Source organism: Akkermansia muciniphila (genome assembly GCF_040616545.1).
In the GTDB taxonomy this organism is placed as follows: domain Bacteria; phylum Verrucomicrobiota; class Verrucomicrobiia; order Verrucomicrobiales; family Akkermansiaceae; genus Akkermansia; species Akkermansia muciniphila_E.
Genome location: NZ_CP156688.1, coordinates 811,947 through 836,525, shown reverse-complemented (window position 1 = coordinate 836,525; position 24,579 = coordinate 811,947). Strand labels below are relative to the sequence as shown.

At 60.9% G+C, this 24,579-nt stretch carries 22 protein-coding genes; 11 read left to right on the top strand and 11 right to left on the bottom strand.

Annotated elements, in window-relative coordinates; all coding sequences use genetic code 11:
- Positions 1 to 70: 70 nt before the first annotated feature.
- The gene (gene carB, locus ABGM91_RS03435; protein WP_354833692.1) at positions 71 to 3,265 is read right to left on the bottom strand and encodes a carbamoyl-phosphate synthase large subunit; all 3,195 of its coding nucleotides are present in this window, start codon (positions 3,263 to 3,265) and stop codon (positions 71 to 73) included.
- A gap of 256 nt (positions 3,266 to 3,521) precedes the next feature.
- Here carB and ABGM91_RS03430 point away from each other — a divergent pair, with 256 nt between their 5' ends.
- Entirely contained in the window at positions 3,522 to 4,331 is an 810-nt protein-coding gene (locus tag ABGM91_RS03430; RefSeq protein WP_354833690.1) for a hypothetical protein, read from the top strand.
- 12 nt (positions 4,332 to 4,343) lie between these two features.
- On the top strand, positions 4,344 to 4,862 hold the full coding sequence (locus tag ABGM91_RS03425) for a DNA-deoxyinosine glycosylase (RefSeq protein ID WP_354833688.1): 519 nt from the start codon (positions 4,344 to 4,346) through the stop codon (positions 4,860 to 4,862).
- 11 nt (positions 4,863 to 4,873) lie between these two features.
- Here ABGM91_RS03425 and ABGM91_RS03420 read toward each other — a convergent pair whose 3' ends face one another.
- Both ABGM91_RS03420 and ABGM91_RS03415 read right to left on the bottom strand, forming a co-directional pair.
- The gene (locus ABGM91_RS03420; RefSeq protein WP_354833686.1) at positions 4,874 to 5,965 is read right to left on the bottom strand and encodes an ankyrin repeat domain-containing protein; all 1,092 of its coding nucleotides are present in this window, start codon (positions 5,963 to 5,965) and stop codon (positions 4,874 to 4,876) included.
- 29 nt (positions 5,966 to 5,994) lie between these two features.
- Complete coding sequence (locus ABGM91_RS03415) at positions 5,995 to 6,963, bottom strand: hypothetical protein (protein ID WP_215426987.1); 969 nt, start codon at positions 6,961 to 6,963, stop codon at positions 5,995 to 5,997.
- Positions 6,964 to 7,050: 87 nt separating this feature from the next.
- On the opposite strand from ABGM91_RS03415, the gene hisI reads away from it, so the two are divergent.
- The 4 genes from hisI (at position 7,051) to rsmI (ending at position 9,822) form a co-directional block, all read left to right on the top strand.
- Complete coding sequence (gene hisI, locus ABGM91_RS03410) at positions 7,051 to 7,542, top strand: phosphoribosyl-AMP cyclohydrolase (protein WP_354833684.1); 492 nt, start codon at positions 7,051 to 7,053, stop codon at positions 7,540 to 7,542.
- A gap of 64 nt (positions 7,543 to 7,606) precedes the next feature.
- Positions 7,607 to 8,557, top strand: a complete 951-nt coding sequence (locus ABGM91_RS03405) for a tetratricopeptide repeat protein (RefSeq protein ID WP_290565372.1) — start codon at positions 7,607 to 7,609, stop codon at positions 8,555 to 8,557.
- An 18-nt stretch (positions 8,558 to 8,575) separates the two neighbouring features.
- On the top strand, positions 8,576 to 9,091 hold the full coding sequence (locus ABGM91_RS03400; RefSeq protein ID WP_354833681.1) for an LptE family protein: 516 nt from the start codon (positions 8,576 to 8,578) through the stop codon (positions 9,089 to 9,091).
- A gap of 29 nt (positions 9,092 to 9,120) precedes the next feature.
- Positions 9,121 to 9,822 (top strand): 16S rRNA (cytidine(1402)-2'-O)-methyltransferase, encoded by a 702-nt coding sequence (gene rsmI / locus ABGM91_RS03395; RefSeq protein ID WP_354833679.1) that lies wholly within the window; start codon positions 9,121 to 9,123, stop codon positions 9,820 to 9,822.
- A 13-nt stretch (positions 9,823 to 9,835) separates the two neighbouring features.
- On the opposite strand, the gene ABGM91_RS03390 is transcribed toward rsmI, so the two are convergent.
- On the bottom strand, positions 9,836 to 10,588 hold the full coding sequence (locus tag ABGM91_RS03390) for an endonuclease/exonuclease/phosphatase family protein (protein WP_354833677.1): 753 nt from the start codon (positions 10,586 to 10,588) through the stop codon (positions 9,836 to 9,838).
- A gap of 321 nt (positions 10,589 to 10,909) precedes the next feature.
- Between ABGM91_RS03390 and ABGM91_RS03385 the strand changes: the two genes are divergently transcribed.
- Positions 10,910 to 11,164, top strand: coding sequence for a hypothetical protein (locus tag ABGM91_RS03385; RefSeq protein WP_354833675.1), 255 nt, complete (start codon positions 10,910 to 10,912; stop codon positions 11,162 to 11,164).
- 96 nt (positions 11,165 to 11,260) lie between these two features.
- On the opposite strand, the gene ABGM91_RS03380 is transcribed toward ABGM91_RS03385, so the two are convergent.
- Both ABGM91_RS03380 and rnc read right to left on the bottom strand, forming a co-directional pair.
- Positions 11,261 to 12,601, bottom strand: a complete 1,341-nt coding sequence (locus ABGM91_RS03380; protein ID WP_354833673.1) for a porin — start codon at positions 12,599 to 12,601, stop codon at positions 11,261 to 11,263.
- A gap of 143 nt (positions 12,602 to 12,744) precedes the next feature.
- On the bottom strand, positions 12,745 to 13,440 hold the full coding sequence (rnc, locus tag ABGM91_RS03375) for a ribonuclease III (RefSeq protein WP_354833671.1): 696 nt from the start codon (positions 13,438 to 13,440) through the stop codon (positions 12,745 to 12,747).
- Between the two features lie 162 nt (positions 13,441 to 13,602).
- On the opposite strand from rnc, the gene ABGM91_RS03370 reads away from it, so the two are divergent.
- The gene (locus ABGM91_RS03370) at positions 13,603 to 14,106 is read left to right on the top strand and encodes a flavin reductase family protein (protein WP_354833669.1); all 504 of its coding nucleotides are present in this window, start codon (positions 13,603 to 13,605) and stop codon (positions 14,104 to 14,106) included.
- A gap of 36 nt (positions 14,107 to 14,142) precedes the next feature.
- Here the strand turns inward: ABGM91_RS03370 and recF are convergent, their stop codons facing one another.
- From recF to cmk, 3 genes are read right to left on the bottom strand one after another with little or no spacing between them, the layout of a single operon-like run.
- Positions 14,143 to 15,198 carry a DNA replication and repair protein RecF gene (recF, locus tag ABGM91_RS03365; RefSeq protein WP_354833667.1) on the bottom strand — a complete coding sequence of 352 codons (1,056 nt, stop codon included), beginning with the start codon at positions 15,196 to 15,198 and terminating at the stop codon, positions 14,143 to 14,145.
- A gap of 17 nt (positions 15,199 to 15,215) precedes the next feature.
- A complete protein-coding gene (locus ABGM91_RS03360) occupies positions 15,216 to 15,827 on the bottom strand; it encodes a lysophospholipid acyltransferase family protein (protein ID WP_354833665.1) in 612 nt (203 codons plus the stop codon).
- Positions 15,824 to 16,465: a (d)CMP kinase gene (gene cmk, locus ABGM91_RS03355; RefSeq protein WP_354833663.1), complete on the bottom strand. Its 642-nt coding sequence runs from the start codon at positions 16,463 to 16,465 to the stop codon at positions 15,824 to 15,826. Before cmk ends, ABGM91_RS03360 begins: the two co-directional genes overlap by 4 nt.
- A 138-nt stretch (positions 16,466 to 16,603) precedes the next feature.
- Between cmk and ABGM91_RS03350 the strand changes: the two genes are divergently transcribed.
- Complete coding sequence (locus tag ABGM91_RS03350; RefSeq protein ID WP_354833661.1) at positions 16,604 to 18,445, top strand: lysophospholipid acyltransferase family protein; 1,842 nt, start codon at positions 16,604 to 16,606, stop codon at positions 18,443 to 18,445.
- 49 nt (positions 18,446 to 18,494) lie between these two features.
- Here the strand turns inward: ABGM91_RS03350 and thiL are convergent, their stop codons facing one another.
- On the bottom strand, positions 18,495 to 19,391 hold the full coding sequence (gene thiL, locus ABGM91_RS03345) for a thiamine-phosphate kinase (protein ID WP_354833659.1): 897 nt from the start codon (positions 19,389 to 19,391) through the stop codon (positions 18,495 to 18,497).
- Positions 19,381 to 20,244 (bottom strand): type II CAAX endopeptidase family protein, encoded by an 864-nt coding sequence (locus tag ABGM91_RS03340; protein WP_215427005.1) that lies wholly within the window; start codon positions 20,242 to 20,244, stop codon positions 19,381 to 19,383. The genes thiL and ABGM91_RS03340 overlap by 11 nt, the downstream gene beginning before the upstream one ends.
- A gap of 201 nt (positions 20,245 to 20,445) precedes the next feature.
- Between ABGM91_RS03340 and ABGM91_RS03335 the strand changes: the two genes are divergently transcribed.
- Entirely contained in the window at positions 20,446 to 21,828 is a 1,383-nt protein-coding gene (locus ABGM91_RS03335) for an ROK family protein (RefSeq protein ID WP_215427006.1), read from the top strand.
- Positions 21,829 to 21,963: 135 nt separating this feature from the next.
- The gene (locus tag ABGM91_RS03330) at positions 21,964 to 24,540 is read left to right on the top strand and encodes a serine/threonine-protein kinase (RefSeq protein ID WP_354833656.1); all 2,577 of its coding nucleotides are present in this window, start codon (positions 21,964 to 21,966) and stop codon (positions 24,538 to 24,540) included.
- Positions 24,541 to 24,579: the final 39 nt, after the last annotated feature.

The following is a 24,579-nucleotide window of genomic DNA, read 5'->3' as shown; positions in this document are numbered from 1 at the left end:
GTTAAAAAATGCCCCGCATGCTTTTCCGGCATGCGGGGCATTCCTTTTAAACGGCTGGGGCCGTCCGCGTTCAGGAATGATATTCCTGGAGGGAGCGGGGGGATACCTTCACCTGCTGGGCGGAGCGGATGCCTTCCACCGTGGCCCTGGCGGCGGCGATGGTGGTCATGTAGGGAATCTTCTTCTGGATGGACTGCATGCGGATGAAGGAGTCGTCAATCATGCTGGTGCGGTCCACCGGGGTATTGATAATCAGGTCAATCTGCTTGTTGGTGATCATGTCGCCCAGGTTCGGGCGGCCTTCATGCAGCTTGTTGACCACTTCCGTTTCCACGCCCTGGCCGCGCAGGTATTCCGCGGTGCCGCCGGTGGAGACGATCTTGAAGCCCAGAGAGATGAGGTCGCGGGCGATGGGTTCAATGAACTTCTTGTCGCGGTCGGAGACGGTGACGAGCACCTTGCCGGAAGTGGGCAGGATGCAGCCTGCAGCTTCCTGGGCCTTGTAATAGGCCATGCCGAAGTTGTCCGCAATGCCCATGACTTCCCCGGTAGCGCGCATTTCCGGTCCCAGGACCGGGTCCACTTCCGGGAACATGTTGAACGGGAAGACGGCTTCCTTCACGCCGATGAAGCGGCAGGCGCGCGGCTTCAGGCCCAGGTCCTTGAGCTTCTTGCCCAGCATGATTTCCGTGGCGTGGCGCGCCATGGAGATGCCCGTGACCTTGGAGACGATGGGCACCGTGCGGGAGGCGCGGGGGTTGGCTTCAATGATGTACACCTCGTCGTCGCAGATGGCGAACTGCACGTTCAGAATGCCCTTTACCTGGAAGTCCTTGGCGATCTTGGCGGCGTGTTCCTCAATGGTGCGGACATGCTTGGGGGCGATGGTCACGGGAGGAATGGCGCAGGCGGAGTCCCCGGAGTGGATGCCGGCCAGCTCAATGTGTTCCATCACGGTAGCCACGAAGGTGTCCGTGCCGTCGGCCAGCGCGTCCACTTCCGCTTCAATGGCATTGTCCAGGAAACGGTCGATCAGCATGGGATATTCCGGGCTGACCTGGATGGCCTCCACGCCATAGCGCTTCAGGTTTTCTTCATCGTAAATCACTTCCATGCCGCGGCCGCCCAGCACGAAGGAGGGGCGCACCATCACCGGGTAGCCGATCCGGCGCCCCAGTTCCACGGCTTCCTCCAGGGAGCGGGCGGTGCCGCTTTCCGGCTGGAGGATGTTCAGGGCGATCATGCGTTCGCGGAAGTACTCGCGGTCTTCCGCCAGGCGGATGCCTTCCGGCTGGGTGCCCATGATCTTCACGCCGGCGTCCTTGAGGGCCTGGGCGATGTTGAGCGGGGTCTGGCCGCCGAACTGGACGATGACGCCTTCCGGTTTTTCCTTTTCGTAAATAGCCAGCACGTCTTCCACGGTCACGGGTTCAAAGTACAGCTTGTTGGCCGTGTCAAAGTCCGTGGAGACCGTTTCCGGGTTGCAGTTTACCATGATGGATTCATATCCGTTGTCCCGCAGGGTGAAGGCGGCGTGCACGCAGGTGTAGTCAAACTCAATGCCCTGGCCGATGCGGTTGGGACCGCCGCCCAGGATCATGATCTTCTTCTTGTCGTTCACGGGCACTTCATCCTCTGCGCCGCTGTAAGTGGAATAGTAGTATTCCGCGTGTTCCACGCCGCTGACGGGCACGATGCGGTAGGTGGCCGTGATGCCGTTTTTCTGGCGGCGGGTGCGGACGGCCTTTTCAGGCACGTTGAAAATCTGGGCCAGATACTTGTCGGAGAAGCCCATTTCCTTGGCCCGGCGCAGGGTTTCCACGGGCAGGGAATCCCAGTCCTGGCTGTCCAGGGAGAAGTCAAAGTCCGCCAGTTCCTTCATTTGCTCAATGAAGAACGGGGTGATGCGGGTCAGCTTCACGATCTCCTCCACGGTCACGCCGCGGCGCAGGAGCTCGTAAATCTGGAAGAAGCGTTCGCTGTTGCCGTACGTGATCTTTTCACGCAGTTCCGGCGTGGTCAGGGCTTCCAGCTTCTTCACGCGGCCCAGCCCGGCGCGGCCGATTTCCAGGGAGCGCACGGCCTTCTGGAAGGCTTCCTTGAAGTTCTGTCCAATGCTCATCACTTCCCCTACGGCCTTCATCTGGGTACCCAGCTTGTCGGCTGCCTTGGGGAACTTTTCAAAGGCCCAGCGGGCGAACTTGACGACGACGTAGTCGCCGTAAGGCTCGTACTTTTCCAGGGAGCCCTTGCGCCAGTAGGGCAGCTCGTCCATCGTGATGCCGGAGGCCAGCTTGGTGGAGACGGAGGCGATGGGGAAGCCGGTGGCCTTGGAGGCCAGGGCGGAGGACCGGGAGGTGCGGGGATTGATCTCAATGACGATGATGCGGTTGTCCTCACGGTTGTGGGCAAACTGCACGTTCGTGCCGCCCGTGACGCCGATGGCGTCCAGAATGCGGTAGGAATAGTCCTGAAGCCTGTCCTGCACATCCTGCGGAACGGTCAGCATGGGAGCCACGCAGAAGCTGTCCCCGGTGTGCACGCCCATGGGGTCCACGTTTTCAATGAAGCAGACGGTGATCTTCTCACCCTTGGCGTCGCGCACGACTTCCAGTTCCAGTTCTTCCCAGCCCAGCACGCATTCTTCCACCAGCACCTGGTTGATCAGTGAGGCGGCCAGGCCGCGGGGGACGATCTGGCGCAGTTCCTCCACGTTGTACACGATGCCGCCGCCCGTGCCGCCCATGGTGTAGGCGGGGCGGAGCACGACGGGGTAGCCCAGCTCGGCGGCCACCTTCTCCGCTTCCTCCACGGTATAGACGGGTTCGGACTTGGCCACCGGCACGCCGATCTTGTCCATGGTTTCCTTGAAAATGATGCGGTCTTCCCCGCGGGCGATGGCTTCCAGGTCCACGCCGATGACTTCCACGTTATACTGCTTCAGGATGCCTTCCTCATTCAGCTTGGAGGCCAGGTTCAGGGCCGTCTGGCCGCCGAGGTTGGGCAGCAGGGCATCCGGGCGTTCCTTCTCAATCACGGCCGTGATGCGGTCCACGGTCAGAGGCTCAATGTAGGTGTGGTCCGCCATGCCCGGGTCCGTCATGATGGTCGCGGGGTTGGAGTTCACCAGAACGACGTCGTAACCTTCAGCGCGCAGGGCCTTGCAGGCCTGGGTGCCGGAGTAGTCGAACTCGCAGGCCTGGCCGATGATGATGGGGCCTGAGCCGATGATGAGGATTTTGCGGATGTCTTCGCGTTTTGCCATGGTATGATGCCTCTATGTGGTCCGTGGTGGTTAAAAATAAATACCGGAAACAAGGTCCGCCCAAGGTGCGTTGCCTCTCCGCTCCGCATACCCGGCGCGTGACCTGACGCACAGTAAGGGACGTTGTGCGATAAGTCCAGACAAAACAACAGGAATTCCGGGGAAAAGGCTATGGCCTTCTTCCCTTTCCGTACAGCGCTGCGCGCGCAATCCGCCCTTGATATTTTCCGCCGCCCGTATACCCTGTGGGGCAAGGATGAGGAACGCCCTGACATTGATTTGCTGCCTCGGGCTGCTGTGGCCCGCAGCCGTTACGGCGGCGGAACACGCCCCCGCGCGGCGCGGCGCGGCCATGACTCCCGGAGAGGCCGCATGGTACCAGTCCCTGCGCGCCGGGCTTTCCCAATTCCGGACCGGCGGCGGATACAAGACCAACAGGCAGGCCATGGAAGCCCTGGCGGAGAAAACCTGCCGCTGGGACCCCCGCACGCGCCGTCCCGTCTTCCTCCTCCGGGAGGCTACGCCCTCCTTCTGTTCCTCCGCCTGCTACCTGCTCCTTTTAAAATCCCTGCAATTGTGGGACGCCGCCCAGCCGCAGCCCGTTATTTCCGAGCGCGCGTGGCTGGCCCTCATCCCCCGCTTGGGCCAGCATGACGGCGAAGGGCCGTGGGGCTGGGCGAATGCCAACGGTCCCGGCCTGGCCGTGCTGGTGCACAGGCTGGGGGCCGGCGTCAACTTTGAAGACTGGCGGAAGGCCCGTCCCGGAGACTTCATGAAAATATTCTGGACGGACCACATCGGGCGCCGGGAATCCGGCCACCTGACCGTTCTGGTGAAGGACGGCGGGGACACGGTCACCTTCTGGTCCTCCAACATGCCGGACGGCTACGGAGCCAAAACGGTGCCCAAATCCCAGATCAGGCGCGTCATCTTCACGCGCATCACCAGGCCGGAGCGGTTCAACCTGGCCCCGGCGGTGGGAAGCCACCCGTGGCTCTCCTCCCTGCTCCGGCAGGAAGTGGGCATCAAGGAAGTGCGCAGGTACTCCGGCATGCAGAACCCCTGACTATTTCCCGCCGTGAAGAAATGCTCCCTCCCTCCCTCCGTCACGCCGGAATGCTCCGTGCTGGTGCTCGGCTCCCTGCCGGGAGACGAATCCCTGCGGCAGGCGCAATATTACGCCCACCCCCGCAACGCCTTCTGGAAAATCATGGGAACCCTGCTGGGCTTTGACCCCTCCCTGCCGTACGGGGAACGCCTGTCTCTCCTCAACCGGGGCGGGGTGGGGCTGTGGGACGTGGTGGCCTCCGGCGTCAGGCCCGGCAGCCTGGACCAGCACATCTCCCAGGAACAGCCCAATGACATTGCCGCCCTGCTGGAATGCTTTCCCGGCATCGGCACGGTCTGCTGCAACGGCACCGCCTCCCATAAATACCTCAAACGGTATTTTCCGGAACTATTCCTCCGGGAAACCCCTGCCATCATCCAGATGCCCTCCACCAGCCCGGCGGCGGCGCGGCTGACGTATGAGCAGAAATTCCGCGCTTATGAGGAAATTCTTCTCCCCCGCCTCCGGCAGGGAGGAGAAAAAGGCTAAGCTTCCGCGCCTTATTTTCCGTCTAATTCCCTGGAGGTTTTGGCCCCTGCTTCTTTCAGGAGGCGCGCCAGGCTGCTCTTTCCGGTGGCGATGGCGCGGTCCAGGGGAGTGGCCCCGCCCCTGGCGCGGAAATTCACGTCCGCCTTGTGCTCAATCAACAATTTGGCGGCGGCGTTTATGGAATTTTCCTGAAGGCCGGAAACGTCCGCGAGCACCCACAGGGCCGTTTCCGAATGGGCCGGCTTGTAATGGCCTAGCCGCGGCTTGCCGTTGGGTTTATTGGGGTCCGCGCCGTTTTCCAGCAGGACCCTGACGCTCTCCTCATTCCCGTACCTGGCGGCGGAAATCAGCAGCGTTCTGCCGTCATTGCACACGTAATCCGGGTCCGCCCCGTGCTCCAGCAGATAGGCCGCCTGCGGAGCCCTGGGATTGAAATAATGCCTGGAAAGAAGGGAGGAAGAGGCGTTTTTATACTCGTCAGACCGGCCTATTTCCAGATTGACGTCCGCCCCGTTGGCAATCAGGAGGTCCGCCAATTCAAAAAACTGCATGTCCAGCGCCAGGGCCAGCGCGCAAGAATTATCCCCCCTGATGCCCTCCCCCTGGTAATTCACATCCGCCCCGGCGCGGATGAAGGCGCTCACTTTGGAAAGGTCCGGCTTTGTCCCCTGTTCCGGCAGCTTGTCATACTTCCTCTTGCCGTTGATGGTGACGGAGGAGGTTGTGCTTTCCCGCGCGGGCCTGTAATCCTTCAGCTTGTACAGGTACTCATACAATTCCAGCCCTTTCTTCTCCCGGGTGGCCCGGTCGGCGGAAGGGTCCACGGGCAGGGGGGCCTTTTGGGGAACCAGGCGCAGGGAGCGTTCCGCCGTGCGGTGCCCCTGCCTGGCCGCCTTGGAAAACCAGAATTTGGCCTGGGAGGGGCTGCGCTTCACGCCGTCTCCCTTCAGGAAGCACAGGCCCAGGCGGTACTGGGATTCCGCGTTTCCTTCCTTCGCTTCCAGGTAAATGCGCCTCCCTTCTTCCGGGGTGACGGCGCGGACGGCGGACGAACAGCCGAGGAAGAGGGCGGCTGACAACAGCAGGCAGGGGTAGCAGGTCATAGTGGGGTAGGGGGTGAGGGAGTCTTCATTCAGGAAGACCCGACGGCGGCCAGCAGGTGGACGTCCAGCGCCAGGGCTTCATGAATGTTGAAATTCAAATCATCGCGGAGCCTGTTGAGGGCTTCCATGCGCTTCAGCAATTCGTTCACGGGCATCTGTGCGGCCAGCGTGCGCACCTCCGGATGAATTGGCGTGACCTCCGGGGCTCCGGAGGCGATCAGGGCCGCCTGGCCGAACCAGCTGATGAGCAGTTCCAGGGCCTGGTTGCGCTGTTCCAGGTACTCCGTCTCTATCTGGGCGGCATTCGCGTCCTTGTTGCGGGACTCCCAGTCGGAGGTGTCCGTGCCCTGGGCGGCTTCCTTAGCCTCATCCTTCAGGGCCTGGTTCAGGTTTTTGGTGATGGCGGCCTTGGCCTCCGTCATGACGTCCACGAACTTGCTGCGGAAGGCCAGCGCGGCCAGGTCATTGTCCAGGTTGCGGCAGGTCTCCAGCCAGTGGGGCAGCAGGGCCTCCTGGATGGGGGTGAGCCTGAACTCCGCGGATTGCAGCAGGTTGACGCGCACGCAGCGGGAAATGATGGTCTGGAGAAGCTGGTCCGGCTGGGAGGTGGCCAGAATCAGCAGGCACTGGCTGGGCGGCTCCTCCAGGGTTTTCAGGAAGGCGTTGGCGGCCTCGTCATTCATGCGCTCCGCATCCATGAACACGGCTATCTTCCATTTCCCCTCCGCCGCGCGCTGCTGGAGGAAAGGCTCCACCGCGCGGATGTCGTCCCGCAGGATGCGGCGCGACTTGGACTTGGGGCGCACCAAGCGGCAGTACTCGTCCCGCACGCCGTCCAGGTGGTCTGCCCGGATGCCGTTCATCAGCTCCAGCAGTTGAAGAATCAGGCGGGAGGCTCCCTGGTGTTCGTCTCCCACAATGAGCAGGGCGTGGGGAAGCCGGTTGCGGGAGAAGGCGGTGCGGAGCAGGTCGAACGCTTGGGATGCCGTGAATGCCATACGCTCCCTATGAAACCATTTCGTTGCGTCAGGGCAACAGAAAAGATTGGTATATGTCGGATATTTCATGTACTAAGGGGGCCGGTTATGGAACAAAATGACATCTCATCCCGGATTGTCTTTGCCGACCGCGGCAAGGTGAATGTGGAAAAAGGCGTGGAATTCGCCCCCAAATTTGACCAGAACGGCCTCATTCCGGCCCTCGCCATGGACCACGTTACCCATGAACCGCTGATGCTGGCCTACATGAACGCGGAATCCCTGCGCATGACCATGGAGCTGGGAGAAGCCGTTTACTACTCCCGCAGCCGCCAGGAAATCTGGCATAAGGGCGCGACCAGCGGCCACGTGCAGAAGGTAAAGCAAATCCTGATTGACTGTGACCAGGACGCCCTGATCGTGCTGGTGGACCAGTGCGGCGCCGGAGCCTGCCACACCGGGCACCACTCCTGCTTCTACCGTTCCGTGCCCTTTGGCGAGGAACTGAAGGCGCAGCCGCAGGGGGAACCCGCCACGCTGCGCGAAGCGGACGGAGGCGTTGTCTTTGATGCCGAGGCCGTATACGGCAAGGGCCATTAACTCTTTTTTGCGCGTCAATCTGCGTTCACCGGGTTGACGCGCCCTCTTTTTCTGCTGTAAAGTCATGAATGTGAAAAAGCTGCTTGTCATGATGGCCGCCGTCTCCGGAACGCTGGTGCTGTGCCAGTGCTCTTCGGAAGCGCCCCCGCCCCCCGGAACCGTCCGCATGGTGGACCAGCAGGCGATTGCTCTGATGCAGGAAGCCAGGGCGAAGGAAGCGAAAAACGACCTGTCCGGCGCCATCAAGAAATACAAGCGCGTGGTGGAAAAGCACCCCCTTTCCAAGGAAGCGCCGCAGGCACGGTTCAGAATGGCGGAACTCTATGAAGCCCGCAAGGAACCTGCGGATGCCTTTGACCAGTACCAGAAGCTCATTGACCGTCACCCGGACAGCCCGCTGTACAAGCAGGCCATGGAGCGGCAGAAGGAAATGGCCTTCGGCGCCGCGAGCGGCGCGCTGACCAACCGCGTGCTATGGATGTTTGACGTCAAGATGGACCCCAAGAACGTCACGGAATGGCTGAACCACGTGCGCGACAACGCTCCGTATGCCTCCACCGCCCCGCAGGCCATGAACGTGCTGGGCAGCTACCTGGCCGCCCGCGGGCGGATGAAGGAGGCCATTGAAGCGTACCAGAACCTGGTGGACAACCACCCGCACTCTCCGCTGGCCCCCACGGCTCAGCTCCAGATAGCCACCCTGTACCGCCAGGCCGCCGCTGACGGGGACCGCAACCACGTCAATGTGGCCCGCGCCCAGGAAGCGTATGAAGACTACCTGCAGCGCTACCCCAACAGCTCCCGCGCCGGGGCCGCGCGTTCCGACCTGGCCGCCATGAAGCGTGAACTGGTATCCCAGCAGCTGGAAGTGGCGGAATACTACCTTACCAAGATGAAGGACACCAATGCGGCCATCTTCTGCTACCAGGAAGTGGCCTCCAAGGGCAACATCAATCCCGCCGCCGCCGCTACGGCGAAGGCGCGCCTGAAAAAACTGGGCGTCACCAGCAAATAACAGGAACCCTCCCTCCGCATGAACCGCCTCCGGCACCTGTTTAAACTTCTTCTGCCCGCGCTGTGCCTGCTGGCTGGCTCCTGCGGCTACCAGCTGGGGGGCACCAAGCCGCCAAAGCTGGAATTTGCGAAAACCGTCCAGGTCTGCCTCTTTGCCAACAATTCCCTGGAACCCCGCGCCGCCACGCTGGTGACCGGCGCTCTGGCGGATGAACTTCAGCGGGACGGCACCTACAAGCTGAGCTCCCGCTCCGGGGCGGACATCCGGGTGGAGGGGGAAGTGTACTCCATCACCTTTGACCAGTTGCGTTCCAGCCGGGAAGACACCTATAAAAGTACGGAACTGGGCCTGCGCCTGGCCGTCAAATACCGTGTGGTGGACGGCAGGACGAACGAGGTCCTGTATGCCAGCTCTGCCGAGGAAGTGAGCCAATTCTTTGACCTGGGCAACATCCAGACGGCCCGGACCAACGCCCTCTCCTATGCGGCGCGGCTGGTGGCCACCTCCATAGCGGAAACCCTTACCAACGGATAGGCCCTTACTGTTCCGGAAAATCCTTGCTTATGGCGGAAGTGGAATACAGCGTTTACTTTGTCCCGGTACCGATCGGCAACCGGGCGGACATCACCCTGCGGGCGCTGGACGTGCTGCGCAAGGTAGACGTCATAGCGTGTGAAGACACCCGCCATTCCGGCCTGCTGCTCTCCCATTATGAAATCCGGAAGCCGCTGATGAGCATGCATGACCACAACGAGCAGTCCCGCGCCGGGGAAATTGCCGCCCGTGCCGCCGGAGGGGAAAGCTTCGCCGTAATCAGTGATGCGGGAATGCCGGGCGTGAGTGATCCGGGGTACCGCCTCATCCAGATGCTCAAGAAAAAGGAAGTCAGCTTCACCGTGCTGCCCGGACCGTCCGCCGTGGTGACGGCGCTGGTGGGTTCCGGACTGCCTACGGACGCCTTCTTCTTTGGCGGCTTTCTGCCTGTCAAATCCGGCAGGAAAGGGGCCATGCTCCAGGCGGCGGTGGAAGCCAGCCACACGAGCATCTTTTATGAATCCCCCCACCGCATCGTCAAAACCGTGCAGGCGCTGGCGGCGCTGGATCCGGACGTACCCGTCTGCGTAGCCAGGGAACTCACCAAAACCTTTGAAACCTATCACCGCGGCCCCGCTGCACGTCTGGCGGCGGAATTTGCGGAACGCGCCCCCAAAGGGGAAATCGTGCTGCTGGTGGGCGGCGTGAACGCGCCAAGGACCGCCCATTGACGAGCCGAAGGCATTAATAGCGGACCACTACTTTAACCGGGCGGTGGTCGGAAGCGGCAGGTTCTTCAATCACCCTGCGTTCCGCCACCTTGAACGCCTCCGCCTTTCTCCCCCTGTACATCCAGATGTAATCAATACATTCCGCCGGATGGTCGGCAGGGAACGTTTTTTGGGAAGAATCGCTCAGAAGGATGAAGTGCTTCTTCATCCTGGCCACCGGTTCCGAGTCCGGCGTCAAATTGAAATCTCCCGCAATGAAAAAGGGCTTCCTGCATTCCGCGGCCAGGGTGGCAATTATGTCAATGGAAGCGTTGCTGTCCTCCTGAGTCAGGGACAAATGCGTGACGCAAAAACAATAATCCTTGAACTCGGCCATCAGCAGCACGCGCGCCTCCTCCCTGCCGGGCAAAGGAATTCGCCGGACGCTCAAAGGCTTCTCCCGGGACAAAAGGCCCACTCCATAGGAACCGCCCGAATAATCAATGGCCTTGGCGTACGTCCCCGTCAACTTTGTCCTCGCGGCCAATTCCTGCAAAGTGTCCTTGCCGCCGCTCCTTTTTGTCTTGCTGTCCAGTTCCTGAAGGGCCGCGACGTCCGGTTTCGCCGCCATGATTACCCGCGCCGTGCGGTCATCGTCCCGCCTGCCGTCCATGCCGGTGCCGTTCTTCACATTGTAGCTCATGAATACGGCTTCCCCGGCCCACAGGGAAAAAGGGGCCAGAAAAACCGCGGCGGCTATGCATGGACAGAAAATGAACGGGTTCATCACTTCTCCGCTGTAAAAATGAAATTCCGGGGCTGTTATTCCGAATGGCCCGGATTACAGGTAATACGTATCCCTTTTCCCCGCTTCTTGCAGAATATCTTTCCGGTGAATCCCGCGGATGGGGAAATAAGCGCATCTTCGGCCCCAGGGAAATTTCCTTATCCGTTTCCGGATGTTCGCCTCTCATGCTCTTCCTGTCCCGCACCGGGGGAAAATGACGCAAGTCTTATCAACTTGACGCCTGGAAGTGTGTCATGATAGTATCCTATCATCATGCTGGAGGATAGGAGATCACGTTCCTCGCGCAAGACACCGGATTTGGTGACTGATGAGCTTATTGTCATTCTTCATGAGGCGGGCATGCTGGAATTCAACGATATCTTCCAGCGTACCGTTATCGTGATGAAGGAGAAGCACATGTCCCTGGGCGGCGAGGAAATCCTGAGGCTGCGCATTTATGAAAAGCTCCAATCCCTGGTGAGCGCCGGGGGTTTGGTAAAAAAGGGCCGTGAATACACCGCCCAACCCAAGCTGATTACGCTGAAATCGGAAGCGCTGCCGGACATCCGGCTGTGATTTCTAAAAGGAATGGACAGGATGGGCTGGATTATACTCCATGCCGTCCATCCTGTCCATGAACCGGGTGTGTGGCTTTACGCCTCAACCTCCCTCCTAGAAGTTGGTGCGGAACGCGATGTTATAGCTCCAGCCGGTGAAGCCTTTCTGCTTGCTGGCGTCCGTGCCGTTGGAATGGGCGTATTCGACGCCCGCCATGATCTTGGCCATGTTCGGATTGCATTCGAAAATGTAATAGTTGACGCCCAGGTACAGGGCCTGCATGCAGTCGGACGTGTTGGAATAGGTGGAGTTCTGCGTGTAGCGTTTTTCCCACTTCACGGCATTGCTGCCCGCCGCCATCTGGTAGCGGAGCACTCCTTCCCAGTGGGGCGTGAATTGGTAGGACGGCATGATGGTCACGCCGAACACGTTTTCAGCCCCGGCTTTCATGCCGATGACGTTGAACCCGGCCATCACTTCCGTCATCAGGGAAAAATCCCCCTGGGAGCCTTCCCAGGTCAGGGCCACCACGTCCTTGGCTCCGGTGCCCTGGTACTTGGACTTGAAGCTGTAGTCATGCAGCTTGTCGTACGCCTTGTTCCGGGCGTCGTCTCCCCATTTGGTGAAGTTATGTGCGTAATCCAGCCACAGGCGGCTCTTCTTCAGGAAAACGTCGTTGGACGTGTCATAGCTCAGCGTGCCGGTGACAAAGCAGTTGTCCTGGGAATTGAAGGCGGGTTCAATGCGGTTGTTGAACGTTCCGGTGCCCGTGCCTCCGTTGCCGTTCATCCAGATGCCCGCGGCCCAGCCCAGCGTATCCTTCTTGTCGGAATTGTTCACCTGGAACCCGTAGTTGGTCTCCGGGCGGAGCTGGTTGACCAGCATGGAGCGCTCAATGGTCAGGATGGCGGAGGAGGAGGTGCGGTATTCTCCGGTGATGCGCGGCTTCATCTTGCCGAGGGCGTAGGTGACGGGGCCGCCCTTGTATTCCAGATTCAGCTCATACAGGGAATAGGTCAGGTCGGAGGTGTCCCAGGTGTTGGTCTCCGTGTTGTAGCTTTCCAGACCGTCCATGCCGCCGATGTTCCAGACGTTGTTGAATTTGAAGTTCTTCAGGAACTTCATGTTGAATCCGGCTCGGAAACGGCGCCACTCGTCGTTAAAGCGGCGTCCGTTGCCTTCCTTTTCACCCATCACGCGCCCTTCGCCGTTCGGGTCAATCCAGTCCAGTCCGTACTGCATGCGCAGGGAAACGTTGAATTCCTGGATGTAGGGATTCTTGTGATCCCGTTCCGCATTGAACCACTTGAAACGGTCACCGAGCCATTTGCAGGTGGAAAAGCTGTCTCGGGCCAGCAGAACGTCTCCGGTGGATGCCGTGGAAGGCGCGGCGGCGGCAAAGGCGGCGGCTCCGAGAGTCATGATGCCGATGACGGGGAGAGTATAGGTTTTCATTTGTTTTCTATGGTTGGTGTGTGTCTGTGAGAAGGTCTTCCGGGGAAGGTTCTTCCTCACGGAGACGGCTTCTGTCTATCAAACCAGCCACAGGGCTGTCCAAGGCTTAAGGGTGACAAAATAGCCACCCGTCCCATTGAAGGTTACACGGTAATGCGGAGCCATGCTTTGGCGGCCAGGGCGTCCGCGGCGGCGGCCACTTCCGCCTTCCGCTTGCTGGCTCCATGGCCGGAACCGATGGCGTGTCCATGCCAGAAAACGCGGGAGTGAAAACGGTTTTCGGCGTCCCTCTGCCCTTTTTCTTCCGTTTCATAGGAAGGAGTTTCGGGCAGGATGTCCTGAAGAATGGCCTGGAGTTCCCCTTTGGGGTTGATCTCCTTGGGGTGGCTGGCCGCGGAGTCCAGCGCCTCATGCAGAACGCGCAGGGCCACGGCCTTGGCCGTTTCATAATCGGAATCCAGGGACATGGCCCCGAAGACGGATTCAAACGTGTTGGCAATGATGGAATTCTTTCCCCGGCCTCCGGCTCTTTCCTCCCCCTTTCCCAGGGAAATGTACTTGTCCAGCCCCAGGATGTAGCCGTATTTGCCCAGGTTGGCGCGGCTGACGGTGCGTGCGCGCAGCTGGGTCAGCTCCCCTTCCGGAGACTGGGGCATCTGGTGGTAAAGGTACTGGGTGACGGCCAGCTGTAAAATGGCGTCTCCCAGGAATTCAAGGCGTTCATACGTCCGGCGCGTTTCCGGCTTGCTGTCCGTGCTGGGGTGGGTCAGGGCCTGCACGAGCAGGTCCGGGTTCTTGAAGCGGTAACCCAGCTTGTCTTCCAGCGCGGTATAGTTCATCCCGGAAATGCTAGGGCCGCCAATTCGGAAATGCAACTCCAAAGGAAGGGTGTTTCCGGAAGGGCGGGGGCCGCTTTTTCCGCGTCATCCCAGCCGCGGCACGGCTTTGACATATGGGCGCGGAGGTGTAGGATAGTAGGCGAACGAACGTTAGAAACCACGATGAAAAAGATTGATCCAAAGGAGATTCGGGATAATGCCATGCAGTTGATCGGGCACGACTGGATGCTGGTGACGGCTGGAACGCCGGAGCATTTCAATATGATGACGGCCAGCTGGGGAGGCCTGGGCTTCATGTGGAAAAAGCCCGTGGCGTTCGTGGTCATCCGGCCCCAGCGCCATACCTTCCGCTTCATTGAAGCCGGGGAGGAGTTCACGCTTTCCTTCTTCAGTCATGAGTACCATAAGGCCCTTACCGTTTGCGGCACCACCAGCGGACGGGACACGGACAAGGTGGCCGCCTCCGGGTTGACTCCGCATGTAACGGAAAACGGCAACGTGAGCTTTGCGGAAGCGCGCCTGGTGCTGGAATGCCGCAAGCTGTACGCGGAGGCTCTGAATCCGGAAGCTTTTCTGGACAAGACCATTGTGCCGGAATGGTATGCGGCCGGGGATTTCCACAAGATGTACATTGTGGAAATACTGAACGTATGGGTGAAGGAATAGGGTGCCCGGGCGGTTCCTTTTTCAGCCAGGCCGTGTTCAGACCGGCTTGAGCGTGGAGTCCTCCAGCCGGAAGACCGGCAGCGGGCACGGGGCGTCATGCAGCCAGTCCAGATGGGTGGTGGTGATGAGGCTCTGGGCGTCCGCCGGGAGTGATTGGAGAAAGGCCACGCGCCGCGTGGGGTCCAGCTCTCCGAAGACGTCGTCAATCAGGTGAATGGGCGTGTGGCCCGTTTCCTCCGTAAGCAGGGAGGACTGCGCCAGCTTCATGGAGATGGCGATGGTGCGCTGCTGCCCTTCCGAGGCGAATTGGGCGGCGCTTCTGCCGTTCAGCGTGATGTCCAGATCGTCCCGGTGCGGGCCGTTCTGGGTCTGTCCGTACCGGATGTCCCGGTCCACCCCGGCGCACAGCCGTTCGTACAGGTCCCCTTCCTCGGCGGCGCGGTAGGTGACGGCGGCCTGTTCCTCCCTTCCTCCGATGTTGCGGTAGGCCAGGGCGATATGGGGAGCCAGAAGCGCCAGCAGGCTGGCGCGCAGGTTCCTCAGTTCCGTGCCGTGCAGGGCAAGCTGCTGCGTGTACGCGTCCAGCTGGAGCTTGTCCTTATGCCTGTGTTTAAGCAGGTAGTTGCGCGTTTTCAGGGCTTTCCGGTAGCTGAACAGGGCCAGCCTGTAGCCAGGGTGCCACTGGCTGCCCAGAAAGTCCATGTATTTTCTGCGGGCGTCCGCTCCGGCCTGGACCAGGGAAAGATCGTCATTGCCCAGCCAGACCACGGGGTAGCTGTCCGCCAGGTAGCTGCGCTGGTCCTTGCGCGGTTCGCCGTTCACACGGAGGTCCGGAGCGTCAGGGGCCCACAGGATGCGCCTGATCTGCCCCGGCAGTTCCCCGCGGATGCCGAAGGATTGTTTGCCGTGGGCCGCCAGCGGGCCGGGCCGGGCGGTGCGGGGGGATTGCAGGCGGAGCAGGAAGCAGACGGCCTCCAGCAGGCTGGTTTTCCCCTGCGCGTTGTTTCCCAGGATGATGGCCCCCTGCTGCGGAATCTGCCAGGAGAAGCTCCCGTAGCAGCGGAAGTCCATTAATTTCAGCCTGGAAATCATGGGGCCGGGAAAGGGGATTATTCCGCAGGAAGGGCGCGGATGGCGTCCATGATCCTGTCCGTCAGATGCTGGTACGCCTCTTTTCCTCTGGCGTTGAGTTCCGCCGGAGTGAAGGGGATGGGGTCCCCCACCGTGACCGTGACGGGATGGATTCTGGGGAAGCGGGAGCCGATGGGGAAGGCTTCATACGCCCCGCTGATGCGCAGGGGCTGCACGGGTACTTTCGTCTTGCTCAGGATGAGGCCGATGCCTCCCATGCCGTCATGTACCTCACCGTCCGGCGTGCGGGAGCCTTCCGGGAAGACGAGCACGCGCTTGCCGGATTTCAGCAGGCGTATCACGTGCTTGAGGCTGGCGGCGTCCGGGTTTTCCTGGTCGATGGGGATGGCCTGGCAAAGCGGAAGAGCCCACTTGAAGATGCCCTGGAACAGGGTCTTGCGGGCGAAGAAATAGATGCCCTCCTCATAGGAGATGCCCAGCATGGGAGGGTCCAGAAAGCTTTGGTGATTGCTGACAATGAGCACGGGGCCGTCTTCAATCAGCTTTTCCCGGTTGACGACCTTCCAGGAGAAGAAGGCTTTGGAGATGCTTTTGAAAAGCGTGTAGAAAACCCAGTAGAAGGAGTTCATCTGGCGGCGAGTTTTTGTTGAATGTTATCCGTAATGAAGTGGACGACCTGGTCAATCGTCATGTCTGACGTATCCACCAGCAGGGCGTCCGGCGCCTGCGCCAGCGGAGCCGTGGCGCGGGAGGAGTCCTTGCGGTCACGTTCCGCGATGGAATCCGTCAGGCCTTCCGCGGCGCGGCGGGCGGCCCTCACTTCCTCGGAGGCGGTGACGAAGTACTTGAACGGCGTATCAGGAAAGACCACGGTGCCTATGTCCCTGCCTTCCATGACCACGGGTTCCCGGCGGTTGTATTCCCGCTGCCGTTCCACCAGCAGGGAGCGCACTTCCGGAATGGCCGCAATGGTGGAGACGTGGTCGTTGACCTGCTGCCGTGTGAGTTCTTCACCCAGCACATGTTCCCCGCACAGCACCACGGAGCGGCTGCCGTCCTTGCCGAAAGAGAGGGGGACGGAGGGCAGGGCGGCCAGCACGGCGTCCGTATCCGCCGGGTCAATGCCCTGTTCCAGCATGTACCAGGTGACGGCCCGGTACATGGCTCCGGTGTTGATGAACGTGTAGCCGAGGCGGTCCGCAATGAGCTTGGCGACAGTGGATTTTCCGGATGCGGCGGGGCCGTCAATGGCGATGGCTGGGTGCATGAGTGTCTTCTATGTTGGAAATGGGGGCTAAAGCCGCTTGGATTGTAACTTTGCGCCCTGTGGAAATCAAGACCGCGTTCCGGACGGCAGTGCAAAAAGAGTTTCACTTTTTCCTGTAAATCCGTTATACAGCGGGGCATGGCCCAGCTCAAACGCCCGAAGATGGTGGACATCCGAGATATTTTGGACGAAAACACGCGTCTGCCTTCGCTGGTGGCGGCGTCTGCTGAAAAGCTGCTGGGCCTGGAACGCCTGAACAAGGCGTACGACAAGATCGTGCGCGACAAGGAGTCCGGCTCCCCGGAGAATTTCTTCCAGCTTGCCTCCAGGCACTTGAACCTGAAATTGCAGCTCCGTCCTGGGGACCTGGAAAATATCCCCAAGAAGGGCCCGGTGGTCGTGGTCGCCAACCATCCGCACGGCCTGTCGGACGGCGTCATGTTCGGGGAATTGCTCACGCGCGTGCGGGAGGATGTCCGCATCCTGGCCAACGAGCAGCTTTCCCTGTGCCAGGAGCTGGACCCCTGGCTCATCAAGGTGGACGTTTACGAGGATGAAACCGCCAAGCGCAAGAACCTTTCCGGCATGCGCCAGATGATCTCCTGGCTGCGGAAGGGCGGCGTGCTGGGCATTTTTCCCGCCGGCACGGCCTCCAGCTTTTCGCTGGCCCACAAGAGGGTGACGGACGATCCCTGGAACACGAACATCGCCGCCATTATCCGCATGACGAAGGCGACGGTGGTGCCCGTGTATTTCCCGGGGCGCAACAGCCTGCTGTTCCAGGGCGTTTCTCTGATCAACCGCAAGGCGCGCGTGGCCTTCCTTCCCCGTGAGGTGGGGCGTGACGGCCGCCGTACGCACCGCATTGTGGTGGGCAAGCCCATTCCGTTCAGCCAGCTGGGGCAGTATGATTCTGATGAAGCCATGGTCTCCCATCTGCGCCTGCGCACCTACCTGCTGGGCAAGAGTTATGAAAAAAGCCGCCGTCCCCATGTGCACAAGAAGGACCGGAAGGCGAAGATGGCCACGCTGATTTCCCCCGTTTCCGTGCAGGACATGCAGGCGGAGATTGACGCGCTGCCCCCGGAATGCCTGCATGCCCGCCAGGAGAACGGAGACTGGGACGTGTACGTGGCGGACGCCCTGCAAATCCCCAATATCCTGATTGAGATAGGGCGTCTGCGGGAATATACCTTCCGCCAGGTGGGGGAGGGTTCCGGCAAGGCGTGCGACCTGGACACGTATGACAATCATTACAAGCACCTGTTCCTGTGGGACCGCACCCACCGGAAGATTGTGGGCGCCTACCGCATGGGGGAGACGGACAAGATCATCGCCCGCTACGGCGTGAAAGGGCTGTATAACGGGGAATACTTCTCCTTTTCCCCGGCCGCCCTGAAGGTGCTGGACCGCTCCCTGGAAATGGGGCGCGCCTTCATCGTGCCGGAATACCAGAAAAGGCCGCTGGCCCTCGGCTTCATCTGGGAGGGCATCGGCCAGTTCATGGCCCGCAACCACCATTACCGCTACCTGTTCGGCACGGTCAGCATTTCCCGTGATTACACCAACCTTTCCCGCGCCCTCATCGTTTCCTACCTGAAGGCGCATGAAATGGAACCCGTGCTGGTGCATGAGGTGAAGGCCTACAATCCGCCCCGCAAGGCGGACCTGAAGAGGTCGGAATCCTGCATCCTCCCCATCGGCCTGACGGATGCGCAGGGACTTTCCCAGCTGGTGGCGGACATTGAAGAGGACGGCAAGGGAATTCCCGTGCTGCTGCGCCAGTACCTGAAGCTGAACGGAAAAATCCTGTCCTTCAGCGTGGACAAGCACTTCGGCGACGTGCTGGACTGCCTGATTCTGGTGGATATTTTCAAAACGCCGGAGCGCTCCATCAAGCGCTACCTGGGCAGGGACACGTATGAACAGCTCCTGCCCTACATGCAGCAGGAGAAGGAGGAAGAAAAGGCGGCGGAATAGTTCCGCAGGCGTCTTGCATTGGCTTCCCCACGGTTTTTCCTTAATGCCGCTAGTGGAAATGCCTGTAACCCGCCGGAAGTGCGGAGCAGGGTTCCGCGGTCATTTCCCCGATGACGGTGAAGGGCGTTTCAGGAAAATGATCCGCTGCCAGCCGGACGGCCTGCTCGCGGTCGCCGGGGCGCAAGGTCACCAGCAGCTCATAATCCTCCCCGTCACCTATGGCCTGCGCCGCCGTAAATCCCGGGCGCACGGGCAGGAGTTCTTCATGAATGCGGAAGCCCAGCCCGGAAGCCTTCGCCAGCCGGGGGAGGTCGGTCCCCAGCCCGTCGGAAAGGTCCATCATGGCGGTGGCCAGGCCGGAGGCGGCCAGAATGCCGCCCTCCCTGACCCGCGGAATGAAGGAAAGATGGTGCCCCGTGGGGAAACTGCCGCCCAGCACGCCCGTCACGGCAATCAGGTCGCCCGGCTGTGCCGTGCTGCGCAGAACGGCCTTTCCTTCCGGAACCTCCCCGGTCAGCGCCACGCTGATGATCAGGCCGTCTGCGGGCAGTCCGGAGCTTTCCCCTCCGGCAATGCTGATGCCGAACTGTTCCGCCAGCCGTCCCATTCCCCGGTAAATTCCTTCTACCTGGGAGACGGGGCGGTCCGCATGCACAAACAGGGTTACCAGGGCGTGAAGGGGAGTGCCGCCCATGGCTCCAATGTCTGAAACGGCCCGTGCCAGCGCCTTGCGTCCGATCAGTTCGGGATCCGTGCCGGGCAGGAAGTGCATGCCCTCCACCACGCAGTCCGTTTTCAGGAGCAGCTGGCGTTCGCCGGAACTCCGCGCCACGGCGCAATCGTCCCCCGGTCCCGTCACCAGGGCGGAGTTGGAAGGTATCAGGGGCAGGAGCCGGGCCACCAGCGCGTCCTCCCCCACCTGCCGGATGATGGGATCAGGTGCCATAGGGCAGGAGGACGCCGGGGTAAAGAATGTTGATCAGGGTGGCGGTGTTAAAAATGCAGTGCGCGATGATGGGCGTCCAGAGGGTGCCCGTGTATTCATACAGCAGCACCAGCATGGCACCGAAGATAGCCAGGGGGATGAATGGCACCAGGCTGACGTGGATGATGCCGAAGAGCAGGGACGTAGTGACCAGCGCGAACCAGGCGCCCGTGTACTTCTTCATGATTGGATACAGGTAGCCGCGGAAGATAAGCTCTTCCACCAGCGGGGCCGCGATGGCCGCGCTGAAGCAGATGACCGTAATCAGGGGAATGTCGCTGGAATTTCTCAGCACGGAGACGATGGATTGTTCCGCCGGAGCGTGCGTAACCTGTTCAATCCACAGGAACAGGCCTGCCCGGTCCAGCAGGAAGTGGATGACCAGCACCAGCAGGTAGCCCGCCACGGGGGCGTAAACCAGGGCTTTCAGGGAATGTTTTTTCAGCCCCAGCGCCTCCATTCTGCCCGTGTGGAACATGCGCACCAGCAGGACGAAGGCCAGGATGAGGTTCAGGCATGTGCCGTTGAAAATCTTGTACCCGTCCAGCTCCATATTTGTGGTGGTGGGCGGTGCGGACGCGCCGGGAGGCGTGGCCGCCGCCATCAGCGCCCCCATGCTGAAATACAGGACGATGATGCCGCACATGGCGATGTCCAGCATGTCCAGATGGTCCACGGGGACGCGCCATTTCAGGGGCCGCCGGATATTCGGCTCCTGGGCCTGGCGGAACACTCCCACGGCCAGAGTGATGAACATGACGGCGATCAGGGCGGAGGAAAACAGGGTAATAAGCTGGTCCGTTAATTCATTCATGGAACATGTGTGCGTGGAGTGGGCCGGTCCTCCGGAGAGCCACGCCGGAAAAAAGGGCTCCTGCTTCTTTAGTGAAAACACGGCAATTTTCCAGCAGAAAGTGAGCTATCCGCCTGCACGGGCCAAAAAAAATCACAGGGAAAGGGAATGAATACTTTTCAACGAAAAGCGGGTATGCTACGTTTCCAACGGATTATTGCCATGAACATTCAACCCAAAATCACGCCTGTGCTGGACCCCGGCTTCGTGCCGGCCATCCTTTGGAATCAAGCTTTTGAAGCCAAAGCCGCCGCCGATCCTGCTTCTCATCAAGTGGACATCGCGCTGACCCGCAATGACGGAACCTGCTTCCGCTGGTCCGGCAAGCTGCTTCCCCACACCGGGGAAAACGTTGCCCTGAATGAGAAATATGTGGAACGCATCGTGAAATTCCTGCTGTGGCAGAAGGGCGGCAATATCATCCTCGTCGCCGGGGATGACGCCATTGCGGACATGCTGGCCTCCCGCTACTGCAAGGGCGGCGCGCGCGAATTTGACTGGGATTTCATCGGCAAGAAAATTTACGGCTCCCCGATTGAAGTGAAGAAGGTGGCCGTGGAAGACCTCCCTGCGGAATACTCCGGCTCCATGACCCTGGGCCGCAACCTGGATGGCTACCGCATCGGCTTTGACCTGGGCGGTTCCGACCGCAAGTGCGCCGCCGTGGTCAACGGCGAGGTGGTCTACTCTGAAGAAGTGGTCTGGGACCCCTACTTCCAGAAAGACCCTCAGTACCACATTGAAGGCATCCAGGACTCCCTGGAACGCGCCGCCGCCCATCTTCCCCGCGTGGACGCCATTGGCGGTTCCTCCGCCGGCGTGATCATCAACAGTGAAGTGCGCACCTCCTCCCTCTTCCGCGGCGTCAGCCAGGAAGACATTGAAAAGACCCTCGGCAAGGTGTTCCGCACCCTCCAGAAGGAAAAATGGAACAACATCCCCTTTGAAGTGGTGAATGACGGTGAAGTCACCGCCCTCGCCGGAGCCATGGGCATGAATGACAACGCCGTTCTGGGCGTTGCCATGGGCACCTCCGAGGCCGCCGGCTATGTGGACCCGGAAGGCCACATCAAGCCCTGGCTGAATGAACTGGCCTTCGCCCCCGTGGATTACTCTGAAGAAGGCGGCGTGGACGAATGGTCCAAGGACATGGGCGTAGGCGCCCTTTACTTCTCCCAGCAGGCCGTGGCCCGTCTGGCTCCCCGTGCGGGCTTCCAGTTTGACGGCATGCCCTTCCCGGAACAGCTCAAGAAGGTTCAGGCCGCCATGGCGGAAGGCGACGAACGCGCCCGCAAGATCTATGAAACCATCGGCGTGCACTTTGGCTATGCCATCGCCCACTACGCCCGGTTCTATGACCTCCGCAACCTGCTCTTCCTGGGCCGTGTGGCTTCCGGAGACGGCGGCCAGATCATCATTGACAAGGCGGAAGAAGTGCTGCGCACGGAGTTCCCCGAGCTGAAAATCCAGCTTCGCGTGCCGGATGAAAAGACCAAGCGCCACGGCCAGGCCGTAGCGGCTGCCTCCCTGCCGGCCCTGGCCTGACAGGAGAACTGAAAATTTGCGGGAGGGGCTCTGTACGGGGTCCCTCCCTGCTCTTGTCAGGAAGGGAGCTTTTTCCGGATAGGCAGGAAAAACTCCGCGCCGCCGATTTTCCCCTTCCTTTTTCCTCCCGCATTCATGAACCCCCAGCAAGACAACATCATTGAGTGTCCGGAATGCGGGCAGGCCATGGACGTCTCCCAGCTCCCGCCGTATGCCAATGCCATCTGCCCGGGCTGCCAGGCGCTGACGCGCGTGAAAACGCGCATGGGCCCCTACCGGATTACCGGAAAGCTGGGGAAGGGCGGCATGAGCGTGGTGTACCGTGCGCAGGACTCCGTGCTGGGGCGCGAGGTGGCCCTGAAGGTGCTGAATGATACCTATGCCGGGGATGTCCTGCGCAGTGAACGCTTTGAGCGGGAGGCCCAGATCATGGCGCGGGTCTCTCATGAAAACCTGGTGCAGATTTATGCCGTGGGGCATGACCAGGGGCTTTTTTACATTGCCATGGAACTGGTGGAGGGCAGCGGCCTGGACTCCCTGATTACCGCGGAGGAACGCGTGCCGGAGGACAAGGTGCTGCGCCTGACGCTGGACATGGTGCGCGGGCTGGATGCCGCCTGGAATGCGGGCCTCATGCACCGGGACATCAAGCCGGCCAACGTCCTCCAGTCTCCGGACGGAGTTGCCAAAATCGTGGACTTCGGCCTGTCCCTCCTTCACAGTGAGTCCGACGTGGAACGGGAAATATGGGTTACCCCGTATTACGCCGCTCCGGAAACGCTGCTGCGGGGTGAGGAAGACTTCCGGACGGACATGTACGCGCTGGGAGCCACCATGTACCATATGCTGGTGGGCGCTCCTCCGCGCGTGGACGCCTCCCAGTCTTCCGATGTTCTTCTGGAGACCAAAAAAAACCTTCCTCGCCTGGACCAGTTGGTCAATGACATCTCCCCGATGACCTGCTTCATCGTGGACAAGCTGATGTCCTTTAATAAGGAGGACCGGTTCTCCTCCTATCCGGAATTAATGGATGCCGTGGAGCAGGCCCTGGGGGAATATGACAGGGCCATGCAGGAATCCGGCCTCACCTGGGCGGAGCGGCGTGCGGCGGAGAGCCGCCGCGCCCGGCGCAGGAAATGCCGCATCATCGCCGTCTCCTCCGTTGCCGCCGTCGTGGCGCTGGGCCTCGGCATCTGGGGGTGGTCCGCATGGCAGGAGGGGCGCACCGCATCACGCGCCGCATCCCCTCCAGCGCTTCCCCCCACCGCCGGGAAAGGAACGGCTCCGGAGGACTGGGCAGGGGCGGAATCCCGGCTGGAACGCAGCATCCGCTTCGGCAACCTGTTCAATGAAGCCCAGGAATCCCTCAACCGGGGAGATATAGTGAAAGCCGCCGCCATGTTCGGTGACCTGGCGGACCAGCCGGACTGTCCCCTTTCCACCTCCCTCTGGGCCGGGTTGAACCAGGTTCTGTGCCTGTGGATGCGCGGCCAGTTCCCGGAAGGGGTGGAACGGCTGGAGGAACTGTCCAGAAAAGTGGAGGCCTGCAAGGACCCGGCGGAGCTGGAACGCGCCCGGGACGTGGGTAACCTGGTCATGTACCTGGGCTCCGGGGACTGGTCTTCCAGAATGCCGGGGCTGCGGTCCAGCTCTGACCTGGCCGTGCATTACTACGCGGGCATGGCGTTGAAATCCTGGTACTTGGCCGGTAAATGGCCGGAATACGGCTCCTTTCTGGACCGGGTGGCTGCTGAGGCCGCGGATGACCGGGAGAAAAATATTCGTGAACTGGCTTCCGCATGGCTCAGCAACCTGAAGCCGTATACCGCGCAGTACAACCGCCTGAAACGCCTCCAGGACATGCCGGAAAAGACGGTGGCGGAGGTGGAGGCCAAACAGGCCGCCGCGGACTTTCTGCGGGAACAGATGATGAATGGGGAAGTAGCCTCCATGCCTCCGGCCTATGCCGCGCTGGAGGGGATCCTGGACCATCTGAGAATGCAGTACCAGACGGCGCGGGACTGGGAGGCGGCGGAAGCCGTGAGAATGGCCAAACTGAAAGAGGAGGAGGAAAGGAAAAAAGCGCAGGAGGAGGAAAAGAGGAGGGAAGCCCTGCTGGCCGCACAGTCCAGAAGCTATGAGGACGTCTGCCGGGAAGCGGCTGGCATCATGAAGAAAACGGGTGATTATGAAAAGGTTTCCGCCGCCTATCTTGCGGCGGAGGGCGTGGTGTCTTCTCCGGCGGTGAAGGCCAGGCTGGCTGCGCGCCGGGAAATGACGGACCAGATGCGGCCTCTGTTTACCCGCATGGAGAAAATCCTGCCCGGCCTGCTGGAAAAAAAGCCCGGGAAAAACCTTGTGTTGAAAGACGGCTCCAAAGTGCGCCTGACGGGAATCAAGGGACACCTGCTGACCGTGGAGCCGCAGGACAGCCGGGAAGGCAGTGACGCGTACCAGGTGAGCTGGAATGAACTTCCGTTCAATTCCCTGTACGCCCTGGCACGGGAATGCCGCCAGAAGCAGCCTGCGGAATTTGCCTCCCTGGCGGATACGTACTCCAAGCCGCTTCTTATCTTCGGCAGCCTGACGGAAACCATTTCCCCCACCCAGCAGGAAAACGCCCTGCTCCAGATGGACCGCTCCTTCATTGAAAAATGGAATCTGTGGATGAGCAGTCTGGATGAGGAGGAAGAGCCCCCGGATGAGGAGTAAATTATTGTATTGAAAAAACTTGCCGCTCGGCGGGGGGAG